The 22,311-nt window shown below is 71.6% G+C and carries 22 protein-coding genes; 10 read left to right on the top strand and 12 right to left on the bottom strand.

From position 1 onward, the window contains the following. The first annotated feature begins 36 nt into the window (after nt 1-36). Both QP089_RS04830 and QP089_RS04825 read left to right on the top strand, forming a co-directional pair. Nucleotides 37-495: a carboxymuconolactone decarboxylase family protein gene (locus QP089_RS04830; RefSeq protein WP_285910053.1), complete on the top strand. Its 459-nt coding sequence runs from the start codon at nt 37-39 to the stop codon at nt 493-495. A 112-nt stretch (nt 496-607) separates the two neighbouring features. Next, nucleotides 608-1,813 carry an erythromycin esterase family protein gene (locus QP089_RS04825; protein WP_285910052.1) on the top strand — a complete coding sequence of 402 codons (1,206 nt, stop codon included), beginning with the start codon at nt 608-610 and terminating at the stop codon, nt 1,811-1,813. Here QP089_RS04825 and QP089_RS04820 read toward each other — a convergent pair. Then, nucleotides 1,806-4,520, bottom strand: a complete 2,715-nt coding sequence (locus QP089_RS04820; protein WP_285910051.1) for an AAA family ATPase — start codon at nt 4,518-4,520, stop codon at nt 1,806-1,808. The two genes, QP089_RS04825 and QP089_RS04820, sit on opposite strands and share 8 nt — an antisense overlap. A 49-nt stretch (nt 4,521-4,569) precedes the next feature. On the opposite strand from QP089_RS04820, the gene QP089_RS04815 reads away from it, so the two are divergent. Continuing rightward, a complete protein-coding gene (locus QP089_RS04815) occupies nt 4,570-4,755 on the top strand; it encodes a hypothetical protein (RefSeq protein WP_285910050.1) in 186 nt (61 codons plus the stop codon). Between the two features lie 19 nt (nt 4,756-4,774). On the opposite strand, the gene QP089_RS04810 is transcribed toward QP089_RS04815, so the two are convergent. The 3 genes from QP089_RS04810 to QP089_RS04800 form a co-directional block, all read right to left on the bottom strand. Further along, nucleotides 4,775-5,551: an MgtC/SapB family protein gene (locus QP089_RS04810; protein WP_285910049.1), complete on the bottom strand. Its 777-nt coding sequence runs from the start codon at nt 5,549-5,551 to the stop codon at nt 4,775-4,777. A 105-nt stretch (nt 5,552-5,656) separates the two neighbouring features. Beyond that, nucleotides 5,657-5,848, bottom strand: a complete 192-nt coding sequence (locus QP089_RS04805) for a hypothetical protein (RefSeq protein WP_285910047.1) — start codon at nt 5,846-5,848, stop codon at nt 5,657-5,659. Nucleotides 5,849-5,861: 13 nt separating this feature from the next. Then, entirely contained in the window at nt 5,862-6,218 is a 357-nt protein-coding gene (locus tag QP089_RS04800; RefSeq protein WP_285910046.1) for a DUF3140 domain-containing protein, read from the bottom strand. 86 nt (nt 6,219-6,304) lie between these two features. Between QP089_RS04800 and QP089_RS04795 the strand changes: the two genes are divergently transcribed. Beyond that, nucleotides 6,305-7,768 (top strand): aminotransferase class I/II-fold pyridoxal phosphate-dependent enzyme, encoded by a 1,464-nt coding sequence (locus QP089_RS04795; protein ID WP_285910045.1) that lies wholly within the window; start codon nt 6,305-6,307, stop codon nt 7,766-7,768. On the opposite strand, the gene QP089_RS04790 is transcribed toward QP089_RS04795, so the two are convergent. Further along, nucleotides 7,755-8,600: a polysaccharide deacetylase family protein gene (locus QP089_RS04790; protein ID WP_285910044.1), complete on the bottom strand. Its 846-nt coding sequence runs from the start codon at nt 8,598-8,600 to the stop codon at nt 7,755-7,757. The genes QP089_RS04795 and QP089_RS04790 overlap by 14 nt on opposite strands. 124 nt (nt 8,601-8,724) lie before the next feature. Between QP089_RS04790 and QP089_RS04785 the strand changes: the two genes are divergently transcribed. After that, complete coding sequence (locus QP089_RS04785; RefSeq protein WP_285910043.1) at nt 8,725-9,513, top strand: DUF4352 domain-containing protein; 789 nt, start codon at nt 8,725-8,727, stop codon at nt 9,511-9,513. A gap of 10 nt (nt 9,514-9,523) precedes the next feature. Here QP089_RS04785 and QP089_RS04780 read toward each other — a convergent pair whose 3' ends face one another. The 5 genes from QP089_RS04780 to QP089_RS04760 are packed head-to-tail and all read right to left on the bottom strand — an operon-like array spanning nt 9,524 to nt 14,815. Next, nucleotides 9,524-10,282: a YqjF family protein gene (locus tag QP089_RS04780; RefSeq protein WP_285910041.1), complete on the bottom strand. Its 759-nt coding sequence runs from the start codon at nt 10,280-10,282 to the stop codon at nt 9,524-9,526. A 57-nt stretch (nt 10,283-10,339) separates the two neighbouring features. After that, nucleotides 10,340-11,635: an ABC transporter ATP-binding protein gene (locus tag QP089_RS04775; protein ID WP_285910039.1), complete on the bottom strand. Its 1,296-nt coding sequence runs from the start codon at nt 11,633-11,635 to the stop codon at nt 10,340-10,342. A gap of 20 nt (nt 11,636-11,655) precedes the next feature. Next, on the bottom strand, nt 11,656-12,486 hold the full coding sequence (locus QP089_RS04770) for a carbohydrate ABC transporter permease (protein ID WP_285910038.1): 831 nt from the start codon (nt 12,484-12,486) through the stop codon (nt 11,656-11,658). Next, nucleotides 12,486-13,439 (bottom strand): carbohydrate ABC transporter permease, encoded by a 954-nt coding sequence (locus QP089_RS04765; protein ID WP_285910037.1) that lies wholly within the window; start codon nt 13,437-13,439, stop codon nt 12,486-12,488. Before QP089_RS04765 ends, QP089_RS04770 begins: the two co-directional genes overlap by 1 nt. An 11-nt stretch (nt 13,440-13,450) precedes the next feature. Then, nucleotides 13,451-14,815: an extracellular solute-binding protein gene (locus tag QP089_RS04760; protein WP_285910036.1), complete on the bottom strand. Its 1,365-nt coding sequence runs from the start codon at nt 14,813-14,815 to the stop codon at nt 13,451-13,453. A gap of 235 nt (nt 14,816-15,050) precedes the next feature. On the opposite strand from QP089_RS04760, the gene QP089_RS04755 reads away from it, so the two are divergent. The 3 genes from QP089_RS04755 to QP089_RS04745 all read left to right on the top strand — a co-directional run bounded on the left by QP089_RS04755 (nt 15,051) and on the right by QP089_RS04745 (nt 17,873). Next, on the top strand, nt 15,051-16,367 hold the full coding sequence (locus QP089_RS04755) for an ammonium transporter (protein ID WP_285910035.1): 1,317 nt from the start codon (nt 15,051-15,053) through the stop codon (nt 16,365-16,367). 168 nt (nt 16,368-16,535) lie between these two features. Next, the gene (locus tag QP089_RS04750; protein ID WP_285910034.1) at nt 16,536-17,405 is read left to right on the top strand and encodes a helix-turn-helix domain-containing protein; all 870 of its coding nucleotides are present in this window, start codon (nt 16,536-16,538) and stop codon (nt 17,403-17,405) included. A 276-nt stretch (nt 17,406-17,681) separates the two neighbouring features. Beyond that, nucleotides 17,682-17,873: a DUF397 domain-containing protein gene (locus QP089_RS04745; protein ID WP_285910033.1), complete on the top strand. Its 192-nt coding sequence runs from the start codon at nt 17,682-17,684 to the stop codon at nt 17,871-17,873. 54 nt (nt 17,874-17,927) lie between these two features. Here QP089_RS04745 and QP089_RS04740 read toward each other — a convergent pair whose 3' ends face one another. Both QP089_RS04740 and QP089_RS04735 read right to left on the bottom strand, forming a co-directional pair. After that, entirely contained in the window at nt 17,928-18,512 is a 585-nt protein-coding gene (locus tag QP089_RS04740; protein WP_285910032.1) for a nucleotidyl cyclase domain-containing protein, read from the bottom strand. A gap of 510 nt (nt 18,513-19,022) precedes the next feature. Beyond that, nucleotides 19,023-20,021: a hypothetical protein gene (locus QP089_RS04735; protein ID WP_285910030.1), complete on the bottom strand. Its 999-nt coding sequence runs from the start codon at nt 20,019-20,021 to the stop codon at nt 19,023-19,025. A gap of 114 nt (nt 20,022-20,135) precedes the next feature. On the opposite strand from QP089_RS04735, the gene QP089_RS04730 reads away from it, so the two are divergent. Further along, on the top strand, nt 20,136-21,125 hold the full coding sequence (locus QP089_RS04730; RefSeq protein ID WP_285910029.1) for a hypothetical protein: 990 nt from the start codon (nt 20,136-20,138) through the stop codon (nt 21,123-21,125). A gap of 77 nt (nt 21,126-21,202) precedes the next feature. Continuing rightward, nucleotides 21,203-22,273: a quinone-dependent dihydroorotate dehydrogenase gene (locus tag QP089_RS04725; protein ID WP_285910027.1), complete on the top strand. Its 1,071-nt coding sequence runs from the start codon at nt 21,203-21,205 to the stop codon at nt 22,271-22,273. Nucleotides 22,274-22,311 lie beyond the last annotated feature (38 nt).

Genomic DNA, 22,311 nt, shown 5'->3' with positions numbered 1-22,311 from the left:
GAAATCTGGATATCCCCCATCTAGGAAAGGGAAACGATGAAGCCGAGGATCGAGAACATCAGCACCGTCGCCGCCGACGCCTACAAGGCGCTGCTGAACCTGGAGGCCGTGCTGCACCGCAGCGGCGTCCCGCAGACCACGCTCGAACTGGTCAAACTGCGCGCCAGCCAGATCAACGGCTGCGGCTTCTGCGCCGACATGCACGCCTACGACGCCAAGAAGGCCGGCGAGACCGACGAGCGCCTCTGGTCGGTCGCCACCTGGCGCGAGGCGCCCTACTTCACCGACGAGGAGCGCGCCGCGCTCGCCCTCACCGAGGCCGCCACCCGCATCGCCGACAACCCGGCGGGCGTCCCCGACGACGTCTGGGACGACGCCGCCGACCACTACGACGAGCAGGCCCTGGCGTACCTCGTCATCGCCATCGGCGCGATCAACTCCTGGAACCGCATCAACGTCACGACCCGCCAGATCGCCGGCTCGCTGCGCGCCTAACGGGCACCTGGTCGTCCCCACAGGGACACTGATGCGGCCGGGGACCGGTCGGGTGACGGATGCCCGGCCGGTGACCGGTCTCCTAGCGTCGGTTGCGACGAGAGGAGACCCCATGAACAGGGAAGACGCGGTCACGAGCTGGATCGGCCGGGCCGCGCGGCCGGTCGCCGCCGCTTCGGCGGACGGGCCGCTCGGCGACCTGGAACCGCTGCGGGACGCGGCGCGCGATGCGCGGGTGGCGGGTCTCGGGGCCGCGACGCGCGGCGCCCGCGAGCTGTTCGTGCTGCAGCACCGCGTCCTGCGGTTCCTGGTCGAGGAACTCGGGTTCCGGACGCTCGCCCTGGAGGAGGACTGGACGAACGGCCTGCGCCTCGACGCGTACGCGCGGACGGGCGCGGGCGATCCGCGGGCCCTGCTGTCGGACGCGTGGCTGCCGTGGCGGACCGAGGAGGTCCTGGACGCGCTGCTCTGGATCCGGGCGTTCAACGAGCGCCATCCGGACGATCCGGTCCGGGTGTTCGGCCTCAACTTCACCACCGTGCGGGCGGCCGCCTACGACCTGGTCATCGATCACGTCCGGCGGGCCGCGCCCGGGCGGCTCGCCGAGATCGAGCGGCTCTACGCACCGCTGCGACCGGACGGCGACATCGACGAGCACGTCGGACGGTTCCGCCGCGAGCCCCGCAAGCAGCCGTCCATCGACCGCGCCGAGCAGGCGTACGCGCTGGTCGGCGAGCTGAGCGGCGGCGACGGCGACGGCGAGGCGCTGCACGCGGCCCGCGCGATCGTGGACTTCCACCGGTTCCACGCCCTGCCGCCCGAGGAGATCATCCCGTTCAGCGAGCTGCGCATGGCCGCGAACCTGCTCTGGTGGCACGACCGGACGCGGTCCAGGGTCGTCTACTGGGGCGGCATCGCGCACGCGGCGAGCGGCGAGGGCGTGACCAGCGGGCCGTCCGCGCGCACCAACACCGGCGGCCATCTGCGCAAGCACCTCGGCGACGGCTACCTCGCGGTGGGCCTGACGTTCGACCACGGCGCGGTGCACGGCGGCGTCCGGGTCCCGCCGCCGCCCGCCGCGTTCGGCGACGCCGTCCTCGGCCAGGCCGGGCCGCCGCACTACCTGCTCGACCTGCGCGGACCGCACCCGGCGGCGGTCGCGGACTGGCTCGCCACCCCGGCGCCCGTCCGGGTCATCGGCCCCGGCTACCGGCCCGAGGACGACGCCGACCACAGGATGCCCGGCTCCTCCCCCGGCGCCCTGCTCGACTTCGTGCTCCACTCGCAGGAGGTCACGCCGGCCCGCATGCTCAGGTGAGGTCGAGCCGGGGCAGCTCGCCCCGCGCGGCCACGCCGAGCTTCGGATACGCCTTGTAGAGGTGGTAGCCGACGGTGCGGGGGCTGAGGAACAGCTGCGCGCCGATCTCCCGGTTGCTGAGCCCGGCGGCGGCGAGCCGGACGACCTGGAGCTCCTGCGGGGTGAGGCGGGCGGCGAGGTCGTCGCGGTCCGCGTCCCCGTCCGCGCCGCCGGCCAGGCTCTCCCCCGCCGCGCGCAGCTCGGTGCGGACGCGGTCGGCCCACGGCGCCGCGCCGAGCCGCTCGAACGCCTCCAGCGCCGAGTGGAGCTGGACGCGGGCGTCGTTGCGCCGCCGCGCGCGCCGCAGCCACTCTCCGTAGAGCAGCTCGGTGCGGGCCCGCTCGAACGGGGTGCCGCCCTTGCGGTGCAGCTCGACGGCCTGCGCGAACGCCGCGTCCGCCGCGTCGCCGGGGTCGAGGAGCGCGGTGCAGCGCAGCGCGATCGCCTCCGCCCACGGCCGTCCGATCTGCCGGGCCCAGCCGGCGTACCAGTCGGCGGCTTCGCGGCCGAGCTCCGGGCGGCCTGCGCGGACGGCGGCCTCGACCAGGTCGGGCAGGCTCGCGATCGCGCCCTGACGGGACGGCCCGGCGACCACGTCCGACAGCCGCGACAGCGCGGCCTCGTGGCGGCCGAGCCCGAGGTCGAGGAGGCTGCGCGCCGCCGCCGCGTGGACATTGCTCGGCGGGACGCCGCGGGCCAGCGCCTCCTCGGTCAGCTCCGCGCAGCGCGCCTCGTCGCCCGCGATGGCGGCGAGCAGCGCCAGGACGGTCGCGAGGTAGACGCGGATGCGGTGCTGCCCGGTGTCGGCGGCGATCCGCATGCCCTCGTCGGCGGCGGTGCGCGCGTCCCGGTGCCGGCCGAGCAGCAGCAGCGCCCGCGAGCGGATCATCAGCACCTGCGCCAGCAGCCCGATCGCGCCCTGCGCGCGGTACCGGCGCTCCAGCTCGGCGGCGGTCTCGGCGGCGCCCTCGATGTCGCCGAGCAGGATGTGCCACATCCCGAGGCGGATCCGGTCGCGCGGGCCGTAGCAGGCGTTCATGGCGGCCGTCAGCTCGCGCAGCGCCGCGACGCCCGCGGTCATGTCGCCGGACGCGGCGAGCGGGTTCTGCCCGGCGAACACCCGCGCCAGGGCGCGCAGGTGCGAGGCGTTCGGCAGGTCCAGCTCGGCGCCGCGCGCGGCGATGGCCTCCACGGACGCGAAGTCGCCGGCGTTGGCGGCGGCGCCCGCCGCCTGGAAGAACAGGTACCCGGACGTGTGCGGGTCGAGCTCGGCGACGGACGCGGCGGTCTCGGCGAACATCCGGTACGCCTCCTTCGTCCGGTCCTGGTCGTCGGCGAGGGACGCGCGGATCAGCGTCAGGCCGGCGCGGGCGATCGGGTCGGGCAGGTCGGGTTCGGCGCGGGCGGCCAGCTCGACGGCGCGGTCGGCGAGGCCCGCGAACGCGTAGGCGCGGGCGGCGGCCGCCAGCCGCCGTCCGCGCGCGGACGGGTCGGGGCTGAGCGCGGCGGCGGACTCGTACATCGCGGCGGCGGACGCGTCGCCGCCGGTGTCCCGCTCGGCGTCGGCGGTCGACTCCAGGACGGCGGCGGCCTCCTCGTCCGGCCCGACCGCCGACTTCGCCAGGTGCCAGGCGTGGTGGCAGTGGTCGCCGCGCTCGCGGTAGGCGGCGGCGAGCGCGCGGTGCGCGGCGAGGCGCAGGGTCAGGGGCGCCTCGCCGTAGGCGGCGGTGCGGACGAGGGGGTGCCGCACCTCCAGCCGGCCGTCCGCGGTGGAGCGCAGCAGGCCGCGGCGTTCGGCGGGCTCCAGGTCGGCGACGGACGCGCCGAGCCGTCCCGCCGCCTCCACGACCACGCCGGTCGCGCCGAGGTCGTCCGCCGCGACGAGCAGGACCAGCGTCCGGGACGGCTCCGGCAGCGCGGCGATCTTCTCGGCGAACGCGCGGTGGATCCGCTCGTAGGCCGAGGACGTGTCGTACGCGTGCGTCCGCAGGCCGGGCAGTTCGAGGAGGGCGAGCGGGTTGCCCATCGCCGCGGCGAGGACCTCGTGGTGGACGTGCCGGGGCAGCTCGGCGGCGTGCCGGGCGAGCAGTTCGGTGGCCGCGTCCTTGCCGAGGCCGCGCAACCGCAGCTCCGGCAGGCCCGGCGCGGGGAACTCCGGCGCGTCCATGTCGCGGGCCGCGAACAGCATGGCGATGGGTTCGGCCTCCAGGCGGCGCGCGGCGAACAGCAGCGCTTCCACGGACGGGCCGTCGAGCCATTGCGCGTCGTCCACCACGCACAGCAGCGGCTTCTCTTCGGCAAGGTCCGCCAAGAGCGTCAGGACGGCCAGACCCACGAGGAACCTGTCTCCGCCGTCGGTGTCCTGGCGGGTGCCCATGTTGAGGGCGGCGCGCAATGCGCGGGCCTGCGCCTCGGGTAGCGAGTCGATGCGATCCAGGTGCCCGCCCAAGAGCATGTGGAGACCGGCATACGGCATCCCGCTCTCGTACTCGACACCCGTACTGCGCAGCATCCGCATGTCCGATGCTTTCGCAACGGCGTGGTCGAGCAGCGCGGTCTTGCCTATGCCGGCTTCACCGCGCAGGACAAGCGTCCTACCGCGCCCCTCACGGACCTGGCCGAGAAGCCGGTCGATCGCGGCCAGTTCCTCGTCACGCCCGTACAACATGCCTTCACCCTAGGCGTTTATTCGCGGCGCCCCGGAGTAGAGGAAGCACATGACCGAGAAACGGGACGAGGACAAGCCGCTCGCCGACCGGCGCGCCGACGCCGGCGCGCCGCAGGAGACCGACGCCGACTTCGCCGAGGAGCACACCCCCAGCAAGACCGACCCCCCGAACGCCGAGGCGGAGGCGCCGGGCGGCGAGGACGAGGGCTACCGCCCGCACACCCAGGCCCCCTAGCCGATCGGCCGCCGTTGGATCAGTCCTTGTCGTCACCGTGGTCGGACCCCACGGTGACGCCGGCCACGTCGGGCAGCTCGCTCAGGATCGCGGTGAGGTCGGGGACCGAGCCCGGCCCCTCCAGTACCAGCGTCACGACCGCGTTCCACGGGGCGCGCCGCGCCGACGTCTCGTCCCGGTCGCGGCGCTCGTCACGGCCGCGGTCGGAGTCGTCCGGCAGGTACTCGCGCTCGACGTTGACCTCCAGGACGGCGAACCCGCGCTGCGTGCACTCCACCAGCACCCGCCGCAGCACGCCGCGCCCGTCCCGGTAGACGAGCCGGAGCCGGGCCGGCCCGGCGGGCCGGAACCGCTCCAGCGGCAGCCGCCGCGTCAGCGCGCTCAGCCCGTACACGACCACGAAATGCCCGCCGGTCACCACGACCGCCAGCAGCCACAGCCCGCCGCCCGCCGCCATCCCGACCGCCGCGGTCACCCACACCACCGCCGCGGTCGTCAGCCCGCGCACCGCGTCCCGCCGGACGAAGATCAGCCCGCCGCCGATGAAGCCGATGCCGGAGACGATCTGCGCGGCCACCCGGGACGGATCGAACGACACGTGCCCCGGCGCGTGCTGGAACCCGTACTTGCTGACCAGCATGAACAGCGCCGCGCCGACGCCGACGAGGGTGTGCGTGCGCAGGCCCGCGCTCTTGTTGCGCAGCCCGCGCTCCAGGCCGATGCAGGCCGACAGCACCAGGGCGAGCAGCAGCTCGCCGATCTGCACGATCCCCTGACCCGGGGAGATCTCCCACACGCTCCGCCCCTACCCTCGCCGTCCCGCCGAACCGCCGCGCCTACCGGAGAGCTGCGCGCCGAGGCCGCCCCGGGTCGCGCCCGGGGCGGCCTCGGCGTCCGTCGGCTATTCGGGGTGCGGGGGCTTCTGGTCCGGCGGTGTCCCGCCGCCCTTGCCGCCGCCCCTGTTGCCCTTGTCGGTGCCGTGCGCGTGGCCCTTGGCCCCCGTCGACCTGGGGTCGGTGGCCTCCGGCGCCGGCTCCTCGGTCACGGCGGTCCGCCCGGAGCGCCTCATCTCGGGCTGCTGCGGGTTCGGCATGGTTCCTCCCCTCCTAGGCGCTTGACGGCTCGGGCCGCAGCGGATCGTGGCCCACCGTCATCAGCTCGTGCCGCCAGCGCTCGTTGGCCGCGCCGTCCGGGGGCGGGGCGTCCAGATGCTCCTCGACGTAGTCCACGACCTGGCGCATCACGTCGGCGTCGCCGTCGGTGAGGTCGACCTTGCGCTTGCGCAGCAGGTCCACCACACGGGCGCCGAGCTCGGAGACGCCGGTTTCCGGTTCGGCCGGGAACGCCTCCTCGCCCGAGGCGTCCGTGAGCAGCCAGGTGCGCAGCTCGTCGGACGTCATGTTGACGAGCCGGTGGAAGTCCTCCCAGGCCAGCTCCGCCTCGGCCGGTATGCGATCGTTCATGACGGTCGCCCTACCCTGTGCCGCCCGTCCCATTCGTCCCACCGGCCCCTCCGTTAGAGCGCCCGGTGGCGGGGAACACGCAGCCCATGGACCACTCCCATGCCCCCGTTCTGGAAGCCCTGGCCGCCTACCACCGGGAGGGCCAGGTCCCGTTCACCCCGCCCGGCCACAAGCAGGGCCGCGGCGCCGACCCGCGGGCCCGCGAGGTGCTCGGCGACGCGGTCTACCGGTCGGACCTGCTGGCGATCTCCGGCCTCGACGACCGGATGTCGAGCAACGGGGTGCTGGAGCGCGCGCAGGAGCTGATGGCGGACGCGGTGCACGCCGACCAGACGTTCTTCTCCACCTGCGGAAGCTCGCTCTCGGTCAAGAGCGCGATGCTCTCGGTCGCCGGCCCGCACGAGAAGCTGCTGGTCGGGCGGGACGCGCACAAGTCCGTGGTGTCCGGGCTCATCCTGGCCGGCATCCGCCCGATCTGGGTGGAGCCGCAGTGGGACGCCGAGCGCCGCCTGGCCCACCCGCCGTCCCCCGAGGCGTTCGCCGCCCGGTTCGACGAGCATCCCGACGCGCGCGGCGCCCTCGTCACCAGCCCCACCCCGTACGGGACGTGCGCGCACCTCTCGGCCATCGCGGAGGAATGCCACAAGCGGGGCAAGCCGCTGATCGTCGACGAGGCGTGGGGCGCGCACCTGCCGTTCCACCCCGACCTGCCGACGTGGGCGATGGACTCCGGCGCCGACGTGTGCGTGACCAGCGTCCACAAGATGGGCGCCGGTCTCGAACAGGGTTCGGTGTTCCACCTCCAGGGCTCGCTCGTCGACCCCGACGTGCTCAAGGCGCGCGAGGACCTGCTCGGCACCACCAGCCCGTCCGTCCTGCTGTACGCGGGCCTGGACGGATGGCGCCGCCAGATGGTCGAGCACGGCCACGAGCTGCTCGGCAACGCGCTGGACCTCGCCGCGCGGGCCCGGTCCGAGCTCGCGGAGATGGGCTACGACGTGCAGGGCCGCGAGCAGTTCACCGGCCCGGGGCTCGCGCGGGACCTCGACCCGCTGCCGATCGTCATCGACCTCGCGGACCTCGGCACCAGCGGCTACCGCGCCGCCGACTGGCTGCGCGAGCACCACCGCGTGAACATGCACCTGGCCGACCACCGCCGGATCAGCGCCCAGCTTACCTTCGCCGACGACAAGGAGACCGTCGGGCACCTCCTCGCCGCGCTCCGCGACCTGAGCGACAACATCGATTCGCTGCGCGGCGTCCCCGAGGTGCGGGTGCCGACGCCGTCCGAGCTGCGGCTCGAACTTGTGGTGCTGCCGCGCGACGCGTTCTTCGGCCCGGCCGAGCAGGTCTCCGCCGACGACGCCGTGGGCCGCGTCTCCGCGGAGATGATCACGCCGTACTCGCCCGGCATCCCGGCCGTCCTGCCCGGCGAGCGGATCACCGCCCCGGTCATCGACTACCTGCGGACGGGCGTCGACGCCGGAATGGTCATTCCCGACGCCGCCGACTCCTCCGTGAAGAGCGTCCGCGTGTTCATTGAACGCTGATGTAGTCCTCCAGCCGGCCGACGCTGAACCCGCGCTTCTGGATCTGCTTGAGCAGGTGCGCGAACATCTGCGTCATCGACTCGCCCCTGAGCTGCTCCCGTCCCCGGAAATGGGCGAGCAGGATGTCGCCCGGATGCAGTTCCTTGTTCGGGTCGTCGTACTGGAAGTCGTGGATCTGCATGGAGGCCACCCACATCACGATGCCGCTGATCCCGCATTCGCGCGCGGCCTCCTGCGTCAGCGAGTTCCATCGTCCGAACGGCGGCCTGAGCAGGGTCGGCGCCGTCCCGTACTGCTGGACGAGGGCGTCGCGGTCGCCGCAGATCTCGTGCTTCTGCCCTTCGGGGCCGAGGCCGGGCAGCACGGGATGGGTGATCGTGTGGTCCTGGATCCGGTTGCCGAGCGCCTGCAGCGGCTTGAAGTACCCGTAGTCGTCCTGGACGTCGTCCTTGGTGAGGAACATCGTGACGGGCACCTTGAGGTCGTTCATCATCTCGACGAACTTCGGGTCCTTCTCCTGCCCGTCGTCGAGCGTGACGAAGACGACCTTGTCCGTGGTCGGGACGTTCTGGAAGACCTTCGCCGGGCCTTTCTTCGGCAGCTTGAGCGGCTTGTCGGCGGGCGGTGCCGGGGCCGGCGCCATCGGTTCCAGGCCCCATTTCCGCCATACCGCCGCCGTGTCCGGCTGCCGCTGCCGGACGGCGGGCGCGGCCACCTGCCGCTTCTCCTTCGCCGGCTTCTCCGAGGCCGCCTTCTGGCAGCCGGCGAGCAGCAGGGCGAGGACCGCGGCCCCCGCGACGACACGGACAGACCGCCCCCACAAGTCCCCCATGTCGCAGAACTTACATCGCGCCCCATCGGTCCATTGCGCGGGCCCCGTTCCGGCGCGCGGCCTCCGCCTGGCCGCTTCAGGCCAAAGACGATCTTGTAATGGGCGGGACCCTACGGTGGTGCCGGTGTCCGACCCGCAGACCACCCGCCCGGACCCGCCCGGCCCCGTCGACTGGCCGTCCGCCGACCCCCGGCCGCCGGGACGGGGCGAACCGGTGCGGGCCGTGCGCCGGGTGTTCCAGGCGTTCGGCGCCGTCCTCGGCGTGCAGGCGATCGCCGCGTTCGCCGTCCTGCTCATCCTGAACAGCTACCGGCGGGGCGCCGCCGGATGGCTGCTGCCGCTCGTCGCGGTCGCCGACCTCGCCGTCACCCTGCAGATCGGCTGGCTCGCGATCCGCGACATCCGGCTCGCGGGCGGCCGCGCCACCGGCCCGCGCCGGCTCCTCACCGCGCTCGTGCTGCTGCTGGTCGCCGGGGCGGCGGGCGGCGGTTACCTGTACCAGCGGCACGCCACCGCGCCCGTGCGGGGCGTCCTCGGCACTCCCGTCCGGGACGGCGACCTGTCCTTCACCGCGTCCGGCCCCCGCTGCGGCGTCAGGATCAAGGGGATCAGCGCGCACGGTGCCCTCTGCCGCGTCCGGCTGACCGCCGCCAACACCGGATCCACCACGCTCCGCCTGGACGCGGCGGCGCAGCGCCTGCACGGCGACGGCGGCGCGCATCCCGGCTCGTTCGTCGTCCGGAGGTCCAGGAAGAAGACGTACACGAGGTCGGCGTCCCGGACGATGCCCGCCGGATCGTCCTTCGCCACGTACCTGCTCTTCGACGTCCCGACCGGGTTCGCGGCGCGCGCGCTCGAACTGCACGCCACCGGCGAGAGCCGGGGCGTCCGCATCGAGATCCCGGGCGCCTGACCGGCTCGTCCTACGAGACGCGCACCGGTCCGGACGGCACGCCGAAGCGGACCGGGACGCCGGCCGAGTGCAGCACGCTCACCGGGTCGCCCAGCGGCCCGGGCAGCCCGGCGGCGGCCACCAGGTTCTGCTCGCATTCGAGCAGTTCGGCGCGGTGCAGCGGCCAGCGCGGATGCGTGTTCCGCAGGTACATCGACCGCCCCAGAAAGACGTTGTGCAGCCCCCACCGCGCGGTCAGGAAGTGCTCCAGGGCGGTCGGTTCCTCGATCCGTTCCAGCGTGCGCACCACCATCCGGTAACGCGCGCCGCGAGGACCGGGCCAGCGCCTCGAACCCGTGTAGGCGACGATGTCGCGGCTTCGCCGGACCGACATCCGCGACCACAGGTAGGGCAGCCCGAAACCGGCCCTGCCCATGAGGACGGGGACCAGGCGCGAGGCGTCCATGGAGCGGAAGACGACGCCGCGCCTACCGTGACCGTCCACCGAATAAAGGCGGACGTTCGTCTCCGGGAAATCGCCAAGATAGGGGACGCCCGGCAGCCGGAGCCAGCCGACGCGGTGCATCCGGAACGCGAACAGGCCCACGTAGGCGACCCCGTCGAAGGTGTCCGGGCGGACGCCCGCCGGAAGCAGCTCCGCCACGTCGCCCGGGTCGACGGCCCAGTGCACCATCGCCACGTCCAGCCACGACTGGGTGAGCAGCGGGCGGTCGATCGAGCCCGGCGGATCCGGCGTGACCGGTTCGACCGGCGCGGAAACGGGCGGCATCGCGCCAGCATAGGCGCCGGGGCCCGGCCGGCCGGGCCCCGGACGTCCCGCGACCGATCACGTGGTGACCGGCGCGTCCTCACCTCCCGCCGGGTCCGCCGCGGCGCCCGCGCCCTCGCCCGGCCGCTGCGCGCGGCGCTGCGCGTCGCCGGCGCGCTCGGCGACGCGGGCCAGCTCGGCGACCCGCTCCTCGTCGCGGGTGAGGTTCTCGCCGGTCGCCGGGTCGAACAGGTGGATCTTCGCGGTGTCGATCCACAGCTCCGCCTCGTCGCCCGCCGTGATCTGGCTCGCCGCGTCCAGCGCCACGACGGCCTGGGTGCGCAGCTGGTCGCTGTCCAGCTCGCGGGACAGGTCGCGCAGCTGCGCGGTGAGGTCGGCCGGGGCCTCGTAGGGGACGTAGGCGTACAGCTCGTTGCCGAGCCACTCGGTCACGTCGACGCGCGCCCGCACCACGCTGCCGCGCGCCCTCTTGTCCGGGCCGACCAGCGCCGCGTCCTCGAAGTGCTCGGGCCGGATCCCGACCAGCACGACCTCGCGGTCGCCGATCGCGGCGGCCTTGCGGGCGTCGCCGGCCTCGAAGCGGCCGAGCGGGGTGTCGAGGGACGTGCCGTCGACGGACGCGGGCAGGAAGTTCATCGACGGCGAGCCGATGAACCCGGCGACGAACAGGTTGACCGGCTCCTCGTACAGCTCGCGCGGGCTGCCGACCTGCTGCAGGACGCCCTTGCGCAGCACCGCGACGCGGTCGCCGAGCGTCATCGCCTCCGTCTGGTCGTGCGTGACGTACACGGTCGTGACGCCGAGCCGGCGCTGGAGCCGGGAGATCTCGGTGCGCATCTGGCCGCGCAGCTTGGCGTCCAGGTTCGACAGCGGCTCGTCGAACAGGAACGCGTTCGCCTGCCGGATGATCGCGCGGCCCATCGCGACGCGCTGCCGCTGCCCGCCCGACAGGTTGGCGGGCTTGCGCTGCAGGTGCTCGGTCAGCTCCAGCAGCTCGGCCGTCTCGCGGACGCGCCGGTCGACCTCGTCGCCGGACACCTTCGCCAGCCGGAGCGGGAACGCGATGTTCTCGTACACCGTGAGGTGCGGGTAGAGCGCGTAGTTCTGGAACACCATCGACAGGTTCCGCTGCCGCGGCGCGATCTTGTTGACGACCTCCTCGCCGATCCGCATCTCCCCGGCGGTGATGTCCTCGAGCCCGACGATCATCCGCAGCAGGGTGGACTTGCCGCAGCCGGACGGCCCGACCAGGATCATGAACTCGCCGTCCCGCACGTCCAGGGACACCTCGTTCACGGCCGGGAACCCGTCGCCGTACCGCTTGACGATGTTCTTCATGGTGATGGCGGCCATGCTTCAACCCCCTCGGGCCCTCAGCCCTTGACTGCGCCGGACGTCAGCCCGGCCACGATGCGGCGCTGGAACGCCAGGACGATGACGACGATCGGGACGGTCACCACGACCGCCGCCGCGCAGATGGCCGTCGTCGGCTGCTGGAACTCCGACGCGCCGGTGAAGAACGCCAGCGCGGCCGGGACGACCCGGGCGCGGTCCGACGAGGTCAGCGAGATCCCGAACACGAAGTCGTTCCAGCAGAAGAAGAACGTGAGGATCGCGGCGGTGAACACGCCGGGCGCGGCCAGCGGGACGATCACCTTGCGGAACGCCTGCCAGGTCGTCGCGCCGTCCACCTGCGCGGCCTGCTCCATCTCCCACGGGATCTCGCGGAAGAACGCCGACAGCGTCCAGATCGCCAGCGGCAGCGCGAACGAGATGTAGGGGATGATCAGGCCGGGCCAGGTGTCGTACAGGCCGACGTCGCGCCACAGGTCGAACAGCGGCCCGACCAGCGACACGACCGGGAACATGGCGATGGCCAGCGCGAACGACAGGATCGCCTTCTTGCCGGGGAACTCCAGCCGGGCGATCGCGTACGCGACGAGCGTGGCGAACACCACGCCGATCACGGTGGCGATCACCGAGATGCCGATCGAGTTGACCAGCGCGGAGGTGAACAGGTCGGTCTTGAAGACCGTCCGGTAGTTGTCCCAGGTCCAGTGGTGCGGCAGGAAGCCCTTCTGGTTGCCGATCTCGCCGGGCTGCTTGAACGACAGCATCACGATCCACAGGATCGGGAACACCGTCCAGACCAGGATCAGCAGGGACGCGACGGCCCACAGCCATTTCGAACGGGCGGTCTCCATCACTTGCCGCCTCCCCCGCGCTCGCCGCGCGCCTGCGCCAGATCGACCCGGAACCCCTTGATGAACACGACCGCGATGAGGACCACCGACAGGAACAGCAGCACCCCGACCGCGTCGCCGAGCCCGATCGCGGTCCGGGTGATCGTCTGCCGGTAGGTGAGGAACGACAGCGTCTCGGTCTTCTGCTGGCCGGAGGTCATGACGAAGACGTTGTCGAAGATCCGCCACGCGTCCAGCGAGCGGAACAGCACCGCGACCAGGATCGCGGCCTTCATGTTGGGGATCGTCACCCGGCGCAGCCGCTGCCACGCCGTGGCGCCGTCCACCGTCGCCGCCTCGCCGAGGTCGCCCGGCACCTGCGCCAGGCCGGCGAGCAGCAGCAGCGACACGAACGGGGTCGTCTTCCAGATCTCCGACAGGATGATCACGAACATCGACGACCAGCGGCCGGAGAACCAGGCGTAGTCGCCGAGCCCGAACCAGGAGTTCACGAACCCCGACTGCAGGTCGAAGGCGTACTTCCAGGCGAACGCCGAGATCACCGTGACGATCCCGTACGGCAGCAGGATCGCGGTCCGGACGGTGCGCCGCGCGAAGATCGCCCGGTGCATCACCATCGCGAGCGCGAAGCCGATGACCAGCTCCACGGCGACGGTGACGAACGTGATGACGAACGTGGTGAGGACGTCCTGCCAGAACAGCGGGTCGGACAGCGCCGTCCCGTAGTTGGCGAGGCCGACGAAGCGGCGGTCCTCCGGCGCGGTGATCCGGTAGCTGAACAGCGACAGGTACACCGCGTTGACCAGCGGGTACGCGGTCACCACCAGCATGACGATCACGGCCGGGGCGGACAGCAGCAGGCCGAGCCGGCGTTCGGCGCGGCCGCGGTCGGAGATCTCCGCCCGCCCGGCCGCGGACCTGCCGGCCGCCGGGGCGGTTTGCACTGCGGTCATCGTCGGTCCCTTCAGAGCAGGCGCTGGTCGCGCAGGACCTGGTGGACGAACTTCGCGGACTCGCGCGGCGTCGAGTTCGGGTTCACCGACGCCGGCGGGTGCCAGCGGCTCTGGATCGCGCCGGACACGTCGGTGTAGTACGGCGTGATCGGGCGCGGCACCGCCGCGTTGATCGAGTCGCGGATCAGCCCCGCCATCGGGAACTGCTTCTGGATCTCCGGGTCGTCGTAGACCGCGGGACGCGCCGCCGGGTTGCCCTCGCCGAGCATGTACTCCTTCTGGTGCTCGGTGGAGGTGATGCAGGTGACCGCGTCCACCGCGAAGGTGCCCTTGTACTTGCCGTACGCGCCGATCGCGACCTCGATGCCGCCGAACGGGGGCTTGCTGTCCTGGCCCGGCGCGATCTTCGGGTACCTCGCCCAGCCGATGTCGGACGGGACCGTCCTGCCGATCACGCCCGCCTTGGCGTCGCTGGCGTCGGCGGCCCAGATGTAGGGCCAGTTGACCATGAACCCGCCGCGCGCCCCGTTGAACAGGGCGCGGGCCTGCTCCTCGATGTCGGTGGACAGCGTCGGGCTCGCCGCCCGCGACGTCGCCAGCCGGTGGACGACGGTCGCCGCGGCGCGCCCGGCCGGCGAGTCGATCTCGATCTTCGCGTCGTCGCCCTTGCCGGCCTCGCTGACGATGCGGCCGCCGGCGGACGCGACGAGGGCGTTGATCCACACCATGTAGCCCTCGTACTTGTTGGCCTGCACGCCGACCGTGCTGCCGGTGCGCAGCGCCGCGTCGATCATCTTGTCCCAGGTGAAGTCGGGCGCGTTCGGATCGACGCCGGCCTTCTTCACCACCGACTTGCGGTACCAGAGCAGCTGCGTGTTCGCCCAGAACGGCGCGGCGTACAGCTTCCCGTCCCAGGTGGAGCTCTGCACCGCCGCCGGGAACACCCCCTGCGTGAACTGCGCCGCCTGCCCGGCCGGGAACGCGCGCAGGAACCCGGCGTTGGCGGCCTCCGCGACGAACACCGGGTCGAGGCTCATCAGGTCGAGCCCGTCGTCCTTGGCGGCCAGGCGCCGGACGAGCTGCTCGCGCTGCTGCGTGGCGTCGTCCGGCATCAGCGAGGTCTTGATCCGGTACTCGCCGCCGGACGCCTTGGAGCAGGCCTCGGCGAGCTTGACCTGTCCGCCGTTGTCGGGGTTGATGTACCAGTTCAGGGTGGGGGTCCCGCCGCCTCCGCAGGCCGCCAGGCCGCTCCCCGCCAGTGCCAGCGCGACCCCCGCGCGCAGTGCCGCCCTCTTCCGCTCTGCCGGCCTGGTCCTCCGGTGCCCCCGTGGACCGTTCGGTTCGGTTCGTTCCGCTCGTCCGACTCCCTCGACCATCAGGCCTCCCGAAGCCACCCACCACGTGCGGGCGCTTCGCCGGAACGCATCCATGGCGGGTCCGATCTCATGAGAACACCGGAATGCGTAACTGTCGAGACGCGAAGAGTGAGCGGTGAGCAGAAGGCAACGCAACGGCAACATGAAACACAGCCGAAACAAAGCGGCATAAGACATGAAACGGACACGGGTGATTCTCGATGCCGGACACCGGACCCGCGAAGGGGGAGACGCCGTGCCCAAGGGAATCGACGCGGGCGACACCGCGTGGCTGCTCGCCAGCACCGCGCTCGTCCTGCTGATGACGCCGGGACTCGCGCTGTTCTACGGCGGGATGGTGCGCGCCAAGAGCACGCTCAACATGATCATGATGAGCCTGGTCTCGGTCGCGCTGGTCACCGTCGCCTGGCTCGCCGCCGGCTACAGCCTCGCGTTCGGCCCCGACCTCGGCGGGCTCGGCCTGCTCGGCGGACTGCAGCACGCGGGTCTCAAGGGCATCACCCCGGCGACACCCCATGGTCACGTCCCGGCGCTGCTGTTCGTCACCTTCCAGCTGACCTTCGCGATCCTCACCACCGCGCTCATCAGCGGCGCCATCGCCGACCGCGCCAAGTTCTCGGCCTGGATGGTGTTCGTCCCGGTGTGGGCGCTGGTCGTCTACGCGCCGATCGCGCACTGGGTGTGGGGCGGCGGCTGGATCGCCGACCTCGGCGCGCTGGACTACGCGGGCGGCCTCGTCGTCGAGATCGCCTCAGGCGCGTCCGGCCTGGCGATGGCGCTCGTCCTCGGCCCCCGCATCGGGTTCCGCAAGGAGGCGATGCGGCCGCACAACCTGCCGATGGTGCTGCTCGGCGTCGGGCTGCTGTGGTTCGGCTGGTTCGGCTTCAACGCCGGCTCCGCGCTCGCCGCGAACGGGACCGCCGCCGCCGTCTTCCTCAACACCCTCGCCGCCGGCTGCACCGGCCTGCTCGGCTGGCTGCTGGTCGAGCAGCGCCGCGACGGCCGGCCCACCACGTTCGGCGCCGCGTCCGGCGTGGTCGCCGGGCTCGTCGCGATCACCCCGTCCTGCGGGTCGGTCAACGTCCTCGGCGCGCTCGCCGTCGGACTCGTCGCGGGCGTCGTCTGCTCCTACGCGGTCGGCTGGAAGCACAAGCTCGGCTACGACGACTCCCTCGACGTCGTCGGCGTCCACCTGGTCGGCGGCATCATCGGCACACTGCTCATCGGACTGCTCGCCGTCCGCTCGATGACAGGCGGCGCGTCCGGACTGCTCACCGGCGGCGGCGCCGTCCAGCTCGGCAAGCAGGCCGTCGCCGTCCCGGTCGTCGGCCTGTTCGCCTTCACCGTCACGTTCGCGGTCGGCAAGCTGATCGACAAGCTGATGGGCTTCCGCGTGTCCGCCGAGGAGGAGACCAACGGCGTCGACCTCGCCCTGCACGCCGAGACGGCCTACGAGCACGGCGTCCACGGCCACGCCAACCCCCTGGCCAAGCTCGCCGGCAACTCGGGCGTCCCATATGTCCCGCCCACGACGGCCAGTGCGGAGACGTGACTTTTCTGCCGGTCCCATTGAGAAACATTGACCTGCTCCTGCCACGGGAAACAGACGCTGCGTCTCGGGGTCTGAGGTAGGCTGAAAGCCACGTTGCAATCTGCGGGCTGGCGCATGGCCGGATGTCAAGTTGCCGCCCCGCTCTGACCGCGATCAAAGGGGTTGCCGGTGCCCGCGGCCAACAGTCCCACGGTGCGCCAGCGACGCCTGCGCGCTGAAATGCGCAGGTCGCGCGCCGAGGCCGGCCTCACCCAGGAGCAGGTCGCCGAGAACCTTGACTGGTCTCTGTCGAAAGTGATCAGAATTGAGTCAGGGTCGGTCAACATCTCCACTACCGACCTCAAGGCTCTGCTAGCCCTCTACCGCGTGGCCGACGACCGCGTGGCCGAGTTGGTGGAGCTCGCCCGATCGGCCCGCGAGCGCGCCTGGTGGAGCGGTTATCGGAAGATCCTTTCACCGCAGTACTACGAGCTGATCGGATACGAATCGGCCGCCAGTATTGTTCGACAGTACGAGAACTTGATCCTCCCCGGCCTCCTGCAGACCCAGGAGTATGCACAGGAGTACATCGGTGGAGATCTCCCGCCAGAGCAGGCCGGGGACGTGGAACCGCTCGTGGAAGTCCGAATGCGCCGCCAGGAGATTCTGGAACGCGAGAATCCGCCCTTGCTGCTCTTTATCCTGGACGAAGCCACTGTCCGGCGCCAGATCGGGGGCCCCCGGGTCATGCGCAACCAGTTGCGCCACCTTGTCGATCTGGCCAGCCGACCGCACATCACCATCGAGGTCGTTCCGTTCAGCGCCGGCGTCTACCCTGGTCTACGCGGCTCCTTTACTATTCTGGAATTCCCGGCCGCCGAAGACGACGACGTCCTGCATTTGGAAAGCCCTGGATTTATGCGAGTGACGCGCGATCTCCAAGAGGCGATCACATCGTACAGGGAGCGCTTCGAGGAGTTGCGCAAGATATCGCTCAGACCAGAAGGTACTGCGGTGCTGCTCAACCAGCTCGCCAACGAGATGGACGCCGCTCTCTAGCGTAGCCCCGAAAAGGGAAATCCCGCGTCGCACTGCGGTCAACCGCTCACTCAGCGCTCATGGTCTCGCCTGAAACGGCGGCTTACACTGTGATCTGACAAGCCAGAGCAAGATCTCGTGTCTTGTGCTGTCGGACACCGAAACGGCACGCCTCCACCAAGGGTGTTGGAGCGTCCCTCGAAGACCTTGGTGCGCTTGTGGCATCGAGACTGCTTCAGCTCGTGCGGTTCGGCGTGCCCAGCGGTGGCTTGAGCAGCACTCGAAGGGAGACCGGACTTGCCGCGCCCGATACCCGCAGACCTCCAGTGGCATACGAGCACCTATACCGGCTCGGGCGGCAATTGCATCGAGATCGCATGCCGCGATGAGGCGGTTTACGTGCGCGACTCCAAGAACCGATCGGGCCCCGTCCTCGTCATCACTCGAGCTGACTGGTGGTATCTACTTCACGCGATTCGTTGCCGATGACAGGCTTCCGCGTTCGTACCCGTGCGAGGAAACCCCCTTCCGTCACCAGATCCCCTATCTCCTCACTCCCGCATCACCGAGCTGGTCAGGATCGTAGACGAAACCCTGATACGGCAGTCCTTTGACCGTGGTCCGGACGGACTGGAACTCCTCCGGCAGTAGCGCACAGAAGCCACTGCAGACGACCTGATCATAGATGCTGTCGGAGATGATCAGCGCGACATTGCGATCCGGGTGAACGGCCAGGTAACGCCGCACTGGGCGGGCGTCGAGCAGCCGGCTCACCACGACTGGCGCGTCGCCCGCCGGACCGAACGAGGCCGACCGCCCCATGACCAATGCCCCATAGTGGAGGGCCAGTCGTACCCGGAGCCTACGGGCGGAATCGCCGGTGGCGCTCATCTCACGGAGAGCGCGTTCCAGCGCCATGGTGAAGACCCCGACGACGGTCACGATGTCCGCGTCCGGCGGCAGTACTGCGAGTTCTCCGTCCCCGCTGACCTGCTGCAGCCATTGGCCACGATCCAATCTCGCCTCCGCCGCCGCCTGCTCGAGCGCCCCCAGCAAGTCAGATTGGGCCTGCAACTGCATGCGAGGAGAGCGCGCGCTGTAGCCCTGGATGTCGACGGCGAGCAGCAATCTGAACAACAAACGTGCAGAAGATGCGCCCTGCTCACTATAGGGACGCCCTCCGTCTCGTTGCGTAGACGGCGTTGCTGGGATTGTCGACATGACGCCCTCGCCCCGATGGGGGCTCGTATCTGTACGAGACCCGGTGGCCACCTCTAGGATCGCACCTTAGGCTGATATTTGGAAGCTACCTGGTCGACAGCGTAGGGCAGAGCGACATATGTCAACATGCCATGGTGCAGTCCGGGGCACGGCACGCTGCGAGCACACCACTCTTCGAGCAGGCAGGAGTGCTGGTCACACCTGCTCAGTGAGCAGTTACCTAGCTGTCTGCCATATGGCATCCCGACACTTGCTGACAGCTAGGTTCCAGATTTTTCCGCCCAGCGGATTCTTTCAGGGAGACGCACCAGCGCTCGAGGGTGTGGAGACGCGTGAGGAAGGCGCGGGAGGCTCGCGGGCCCCGACCGACCCGCGTTCCTCCCGCGCCTTCGCCTGTGGGGGACGGCGCTCTGCGGCTCAGTAGCCGCCGCCCGTCCCGTAACCAGAGCCGGAGCCCGAACCGGAGCCGCCGCCGGAGCCGCCGCCTGTGCCGGTCATGACCCTGGCGCCGCTCGGCCTGGTCAGCCACCAGACGCCGCCGACGCCCTGCCCCTTGGTGTCACCCGGCCGGGTGTCCTTCTCGTAGTAGTACATGGGCCAGCCGTTGATGGTGAGCTGGCACTTGCCGTCGTCCTTGCGCTCGATGAAGTTGACGACCTTCTTGCTGACGCCCTCGAGCTTGAGGTGCTTCCAGCCGTTGAACACCGCCGGCGGCCACGCCTTCTTGCAGGCGCCGAAGCAGGTGGAGTTCGGCGGCTTGCTGGTGTCCTTGTCGTAGCGGTAGAGGGTCCGGCCGCCGCCGTCGGTGAGGATCATGCCGAACTTCGGGTCGTTCTTGGCCTTGACGACCGTCCAGCCCTTCCACCGGTTCGTCTTCTTCGCCGGGGCGAGCGCCAGCGCCTTCTTGCCGGTCGGCGCCGCCGCGTACCACTTCTTGCCGACGCCCTGCCCGTTGACGTCGCCGGGGCTCTGGTCCTTGGCGTAGCGGTACAGCGGCCAGCCGTTCAGCGTGACCTGCCACTTGCCGTCCGGCCGCCGTACCTTGCCGACGAGCGACTGCTCGACGCCCTCGACCCGGGTGGCGGTCGTGGTCGCCCAGACCGGCGGCCACGCCTTCGCGCAGGCGCCCGCGCACGTCGACGCGGACGGCTTCGCGGTGTCGTTGTCGAAGCGGTACAGGGTCCTGCCCTGGCCGTCGGTGACGACCTTGCCGAGCTTGGTGACGCTGGCGACCTCCAGGGTCGTCGGCGCGGCGGCCGGCGACGGCGAGGCGGGTTTCGAGGGATCCGCGGCGACCTTGCTCCCCGAGGCCGCGTTCCCTCGCTTGCTCCCGTTCTCCTGGCCGCAGGCCGACAGCACCATCCCGGACGCGATGAGGGCGGCCGCAGAGGGGATCGCCCAACGTGGGAAACGCATCTCGTGCCTCCATGAGTGTCCTGATCGAGGAGCAGTACGGTGAACGGCGCGGAACGGGTTCAACCTCGGGCGCGTCCCAGGAAAAGCCCACGAACAGCTCGATCGAGGTACGGAGTGACCATCCCCGACCGTTTCGGCCAGCCCTCCCCCGACTCTCCCGGCCTCTTCGCCAAGGTGCCGCCGCCCGAGCCCGAGCGCCCGGAGCCGGCCGGTCCCGCGTGGCTGGTCGTCCCGGCGCGGGTCATCGCGCTGATCGTCGTGGTGCCGTTCCGGCTCCTGTACGACCTGCTCAGGGCGGTCGGACGGGGCGTCGCGGCGTGCGCGCGGCTCCTCGGCCGGATCCCGGCGGCGCTCGCCGTCGCGCTGTACCGGTGGGTGCTGCGGCCGCTCGGCCTCGCCCTGTGGTGGCCGCTGCGGATGCTCGGCCTCGGCATCGCGATCACCGCCCGGTGGCTCTACCGGTACGTGCTGACACCGATCGGGCGCTTCCTCGATCTCGTCCTGCTCCGGCCACTTCGCGCCCTCGGCCGGGGGCTCGCCTGGCTCGGGACGTGGATCGGGCGCGGGCTCGCCTGGCTGCTGCGCGGCATCGGCGGGGTCCTCTCGGTCGTCCTCGTGCTGCCGCTCACCCTGCTCTGGCGGTACGTCCTGTGGCCGCCGATGCTCGGGCTCGCCTGGCTGGCCCGCTGGATCGGGCGCGGCATCGCCGCAGGGTGGCGGGCGTTCGCGGCGGGCGTCGCGTGGTCGTGGCGGCAGACCGGGCGCCTCCTCGGCTGGCTGCTGCGCGTCTTCGTCGTCGCCCCGGTGCGCGCTCTGTGGCGGTACGTCCTGACGCCGATCGGCGCGGGCATCACCGGGACGTGGCGGCGCGCCGCCCGCGTCCTGTCCTGGCTGTGGCGCCATCTGATCGTCGCGCCCGTCCGCGTGCTGGTGGTGATCCCGCTCCGCTGGTTCGGGACGAACGTCCTGGTCCCGATCGGACGCGGCGTCGGCGCGGCCTGGCGGGTCACCGTCCGCGACCCGCTGCGCGCCGTCCGCCGGACGATGCGCGAGACGAGCCGCGAGGTCCGCCGGACCCTGCGCCGCACCTTCCTCGGCCGCTGAGCCCTGGACGGGCGCACGCGCCGGCCTTGCCCGGGCGACGTGTTTTCGGGCGGACCGGTGCTGAGATACTGGCGGCGATGTATCGACTCCTGTTCTCACTGGTCATCGCCCGGATCTCCGCGGAGACCGTGCATCACCTGACGATGCGGGCGCTGCGCGCGATCCAGGCGGTGCCCGGCGCGGCGCCGCTGCTGCGGCGGCTCCTCGCCCCGCGCGACCCGGCGCTCGCCGTGCACGCGCTCGGCCTGGACTTCCCGAGCCCGCTCGGGCTCGCCGCCGGGTTCGACAAGGACGCCGTCGCCTACGCGGCGCTCGGCGCGTTCGGGTTCGGCCACGTGGAGATCGGCACGGTGACCGGACGGCCGCAGCCCGGCAACCCGCGCCCCCGGCTGTTCCGGCTCCCCCGCGACCGGGCGGTCATCAACCGGATGGGGTTCAACAACGCCGGCTCCGAGGCCGCCGCGGCGCGGCTGCGCGACCGCCGTCCCGGCACGATCGTCGGGGTCAACATCGGCAAGACCAAGGCCGTCCCGGAGGCCGAGGCCGCCGCCGACTACGTCGCGAGCACCGAGCGGCTCGCCCCGTACGCCGACTACCTGGTGGTGAACGTCAGCTCGCCGAACACGCCGGGGCTGCGGAACCTGCAGGCGGTCGAGCACCTGCGGCCGCTGCTGAGCGCCGTCCGGGAGGCCGCCGACCGGTCCGCGCCGCGCCGCGTCCCGCTGCTGGTCAAGATCGCGCCTGACCTCGCCGACGACGACGTCGACGCGGTCGCCGACCTCGCGCTCGACCTCGGCCTCGACGGCATCATCGCCACCAACACCACGATCGAGCGGTCCGGCCTGCGCAGCGACCCCGCGCTCGCCAAGGAGACCGGCGGGCTGTCCGGCGCGCCGCTGAAGGACCGGTCGCTGGACGTGCTGCGCCGGTTGCGCGCCCGGGTCGGCGACCGGCTCGTCCTGGTCTCCGTCGGCGGTGTCGAGAACGCCGACGACGTGTGGGAACGCGTCCGCGCCGGCGCCACCCTCGTCCAGGGCTACACCGGGATGATCTACGGGGGGCCGCTGTGGGCGCACCGCGTCCAGCGCGACCTGTCCCGCCGCCTGAAGGGCAGCGCGTTCCCCGGCATCGCCGCCGCCCGCCGCTGACCAACGAAGATCGGCGCTTTGCCGCGGGCTGGGCATCG

It is taken from the genome of Actinomadura opuntiae, assembly GCF_030283205.1.
Lineage (GTDB): Bacteria > Actinomycetota > Actinomycetes > Streptosporangiales > Streptosporangiaceae > Spirillospora.
This window is presented reverse-complemented; position numbering and strand designations above follow the sequence as displayed.

What these genes read in the sequence shown, in the direction of transcription:
- QP089_RS04830 (WP_285910053.1), top strand. Translation starts at nt 37, where the DNA reads ATGAAGCCGAGGATCGAGAACATCAGCACCGTCGCCGCCGACGCCTAC.
- QP089_RS04825 (WP_285910052.1), top strand. Translation starts at nt 608, where the DNA reads ATGAACAGGGAAGACGCGGTCACGAGCTGGATCGGCCGGGCCGCGCGG.
- QP089_RS04820 (WP_285910051.1), bottom strand. Translation starts at nt 4,520, where the DNA reads ATGTTGTACGGGCGTGACGAGGAACTGGCCGCGATCGACCGGCTTCTC.
- QP089_RS04815 (WP_285910050.1), top strand. Translation starts at nt 4,570, where the DNA reads ATGACCGAGAAACGGGACGAGGACAAGCCGCTCGCCGACCGGCGCGCC.
- QP089_RS04805 (WP_285910047.1), bottom strand. Translation starts at nt 5,848, where the DNA reads ATGCCGAACCCGCAGCAGCCCGAGATGAGGCGCTCCGGGCGGACCGCC.
- QP089_RS04800 (WP_285910046.1), bottom strand. Translation starts at nt 6,218, where the DNA reads ATGAACGATCGCATACCGGCCGAGGCGGAGCTGGCCTGGGAGGACTTC.
- QP089_RS04795 (WP_285910045.1), top strand. Translation starts at nt 6,305, where the DNA reads ATGGACCACTCCCATGCCCCCGTTCTGGAAGCCCTGGCCGCCTACCAC.
- QP089_RS04790 (WP_285910044.1), bottom strand. Translation starts at nt 8,600, where the DNA reads ATGGGGGACTTGTGGGGGCGGTCTGTCCGTGTCGTCGCGGGGGCCGCG.
- QP089_RS04780 (WP_285910041.1), bottom strand. Translation starts at nt 10,282, where the DNA reads ATGCCGCCCGTTTCCGCGCCGGTCGAACCGGTCACGCCGGATCCGCCG.
- QP089_RS04775 (WP_285910039.1), bottom strand. Translation starts at nt 11,635, where the DNA reads ATGGCCGCCATCACCATGAAGAACATCGTCAAGCGGTACGGCGACGGG.
- QP089_RS04770 (WP_285910038.1), bottom strand. Translation starts at nt 12,486, where the DNA reads ATGGAGACCGCCCGTTCGAAATGGCTGTGGGCCGTCGCGTCCCTGCTG.
- QP089_RS04765 (WP_285910037.1), bottom strand. Translation starts at nt 13,439, where the DNA reads ATGACCGCAGTGCAAACCGCCCCGGCGGCCGGCAGGTCCGCGGCCGGG.
- QP089_RS04760 (WP_285910036.1), bottom strand. Translation starts at nt 14,815, where the DNA reads ATGGTCGAGGGAGTCGGACGAGCGGAACGAACCGAACCGAACGGTCCA.
- QP089_RS04735 (WP_285910030.1), bottom strand. Translation starts at nt 20,021, where the DNA reads ATGCGTTTCCCACGTTGGGCGATCCCCTCTGCGGCCGCCCTCATCGCG.
- QP089_RS04725 (WP_285910027.1), top strand. Translation starts at nt 21,203, where the DNA reads ATGTATCGACTCCTGTTCTCACTGGTCATCGCCCGGATCTCCGCGGAG.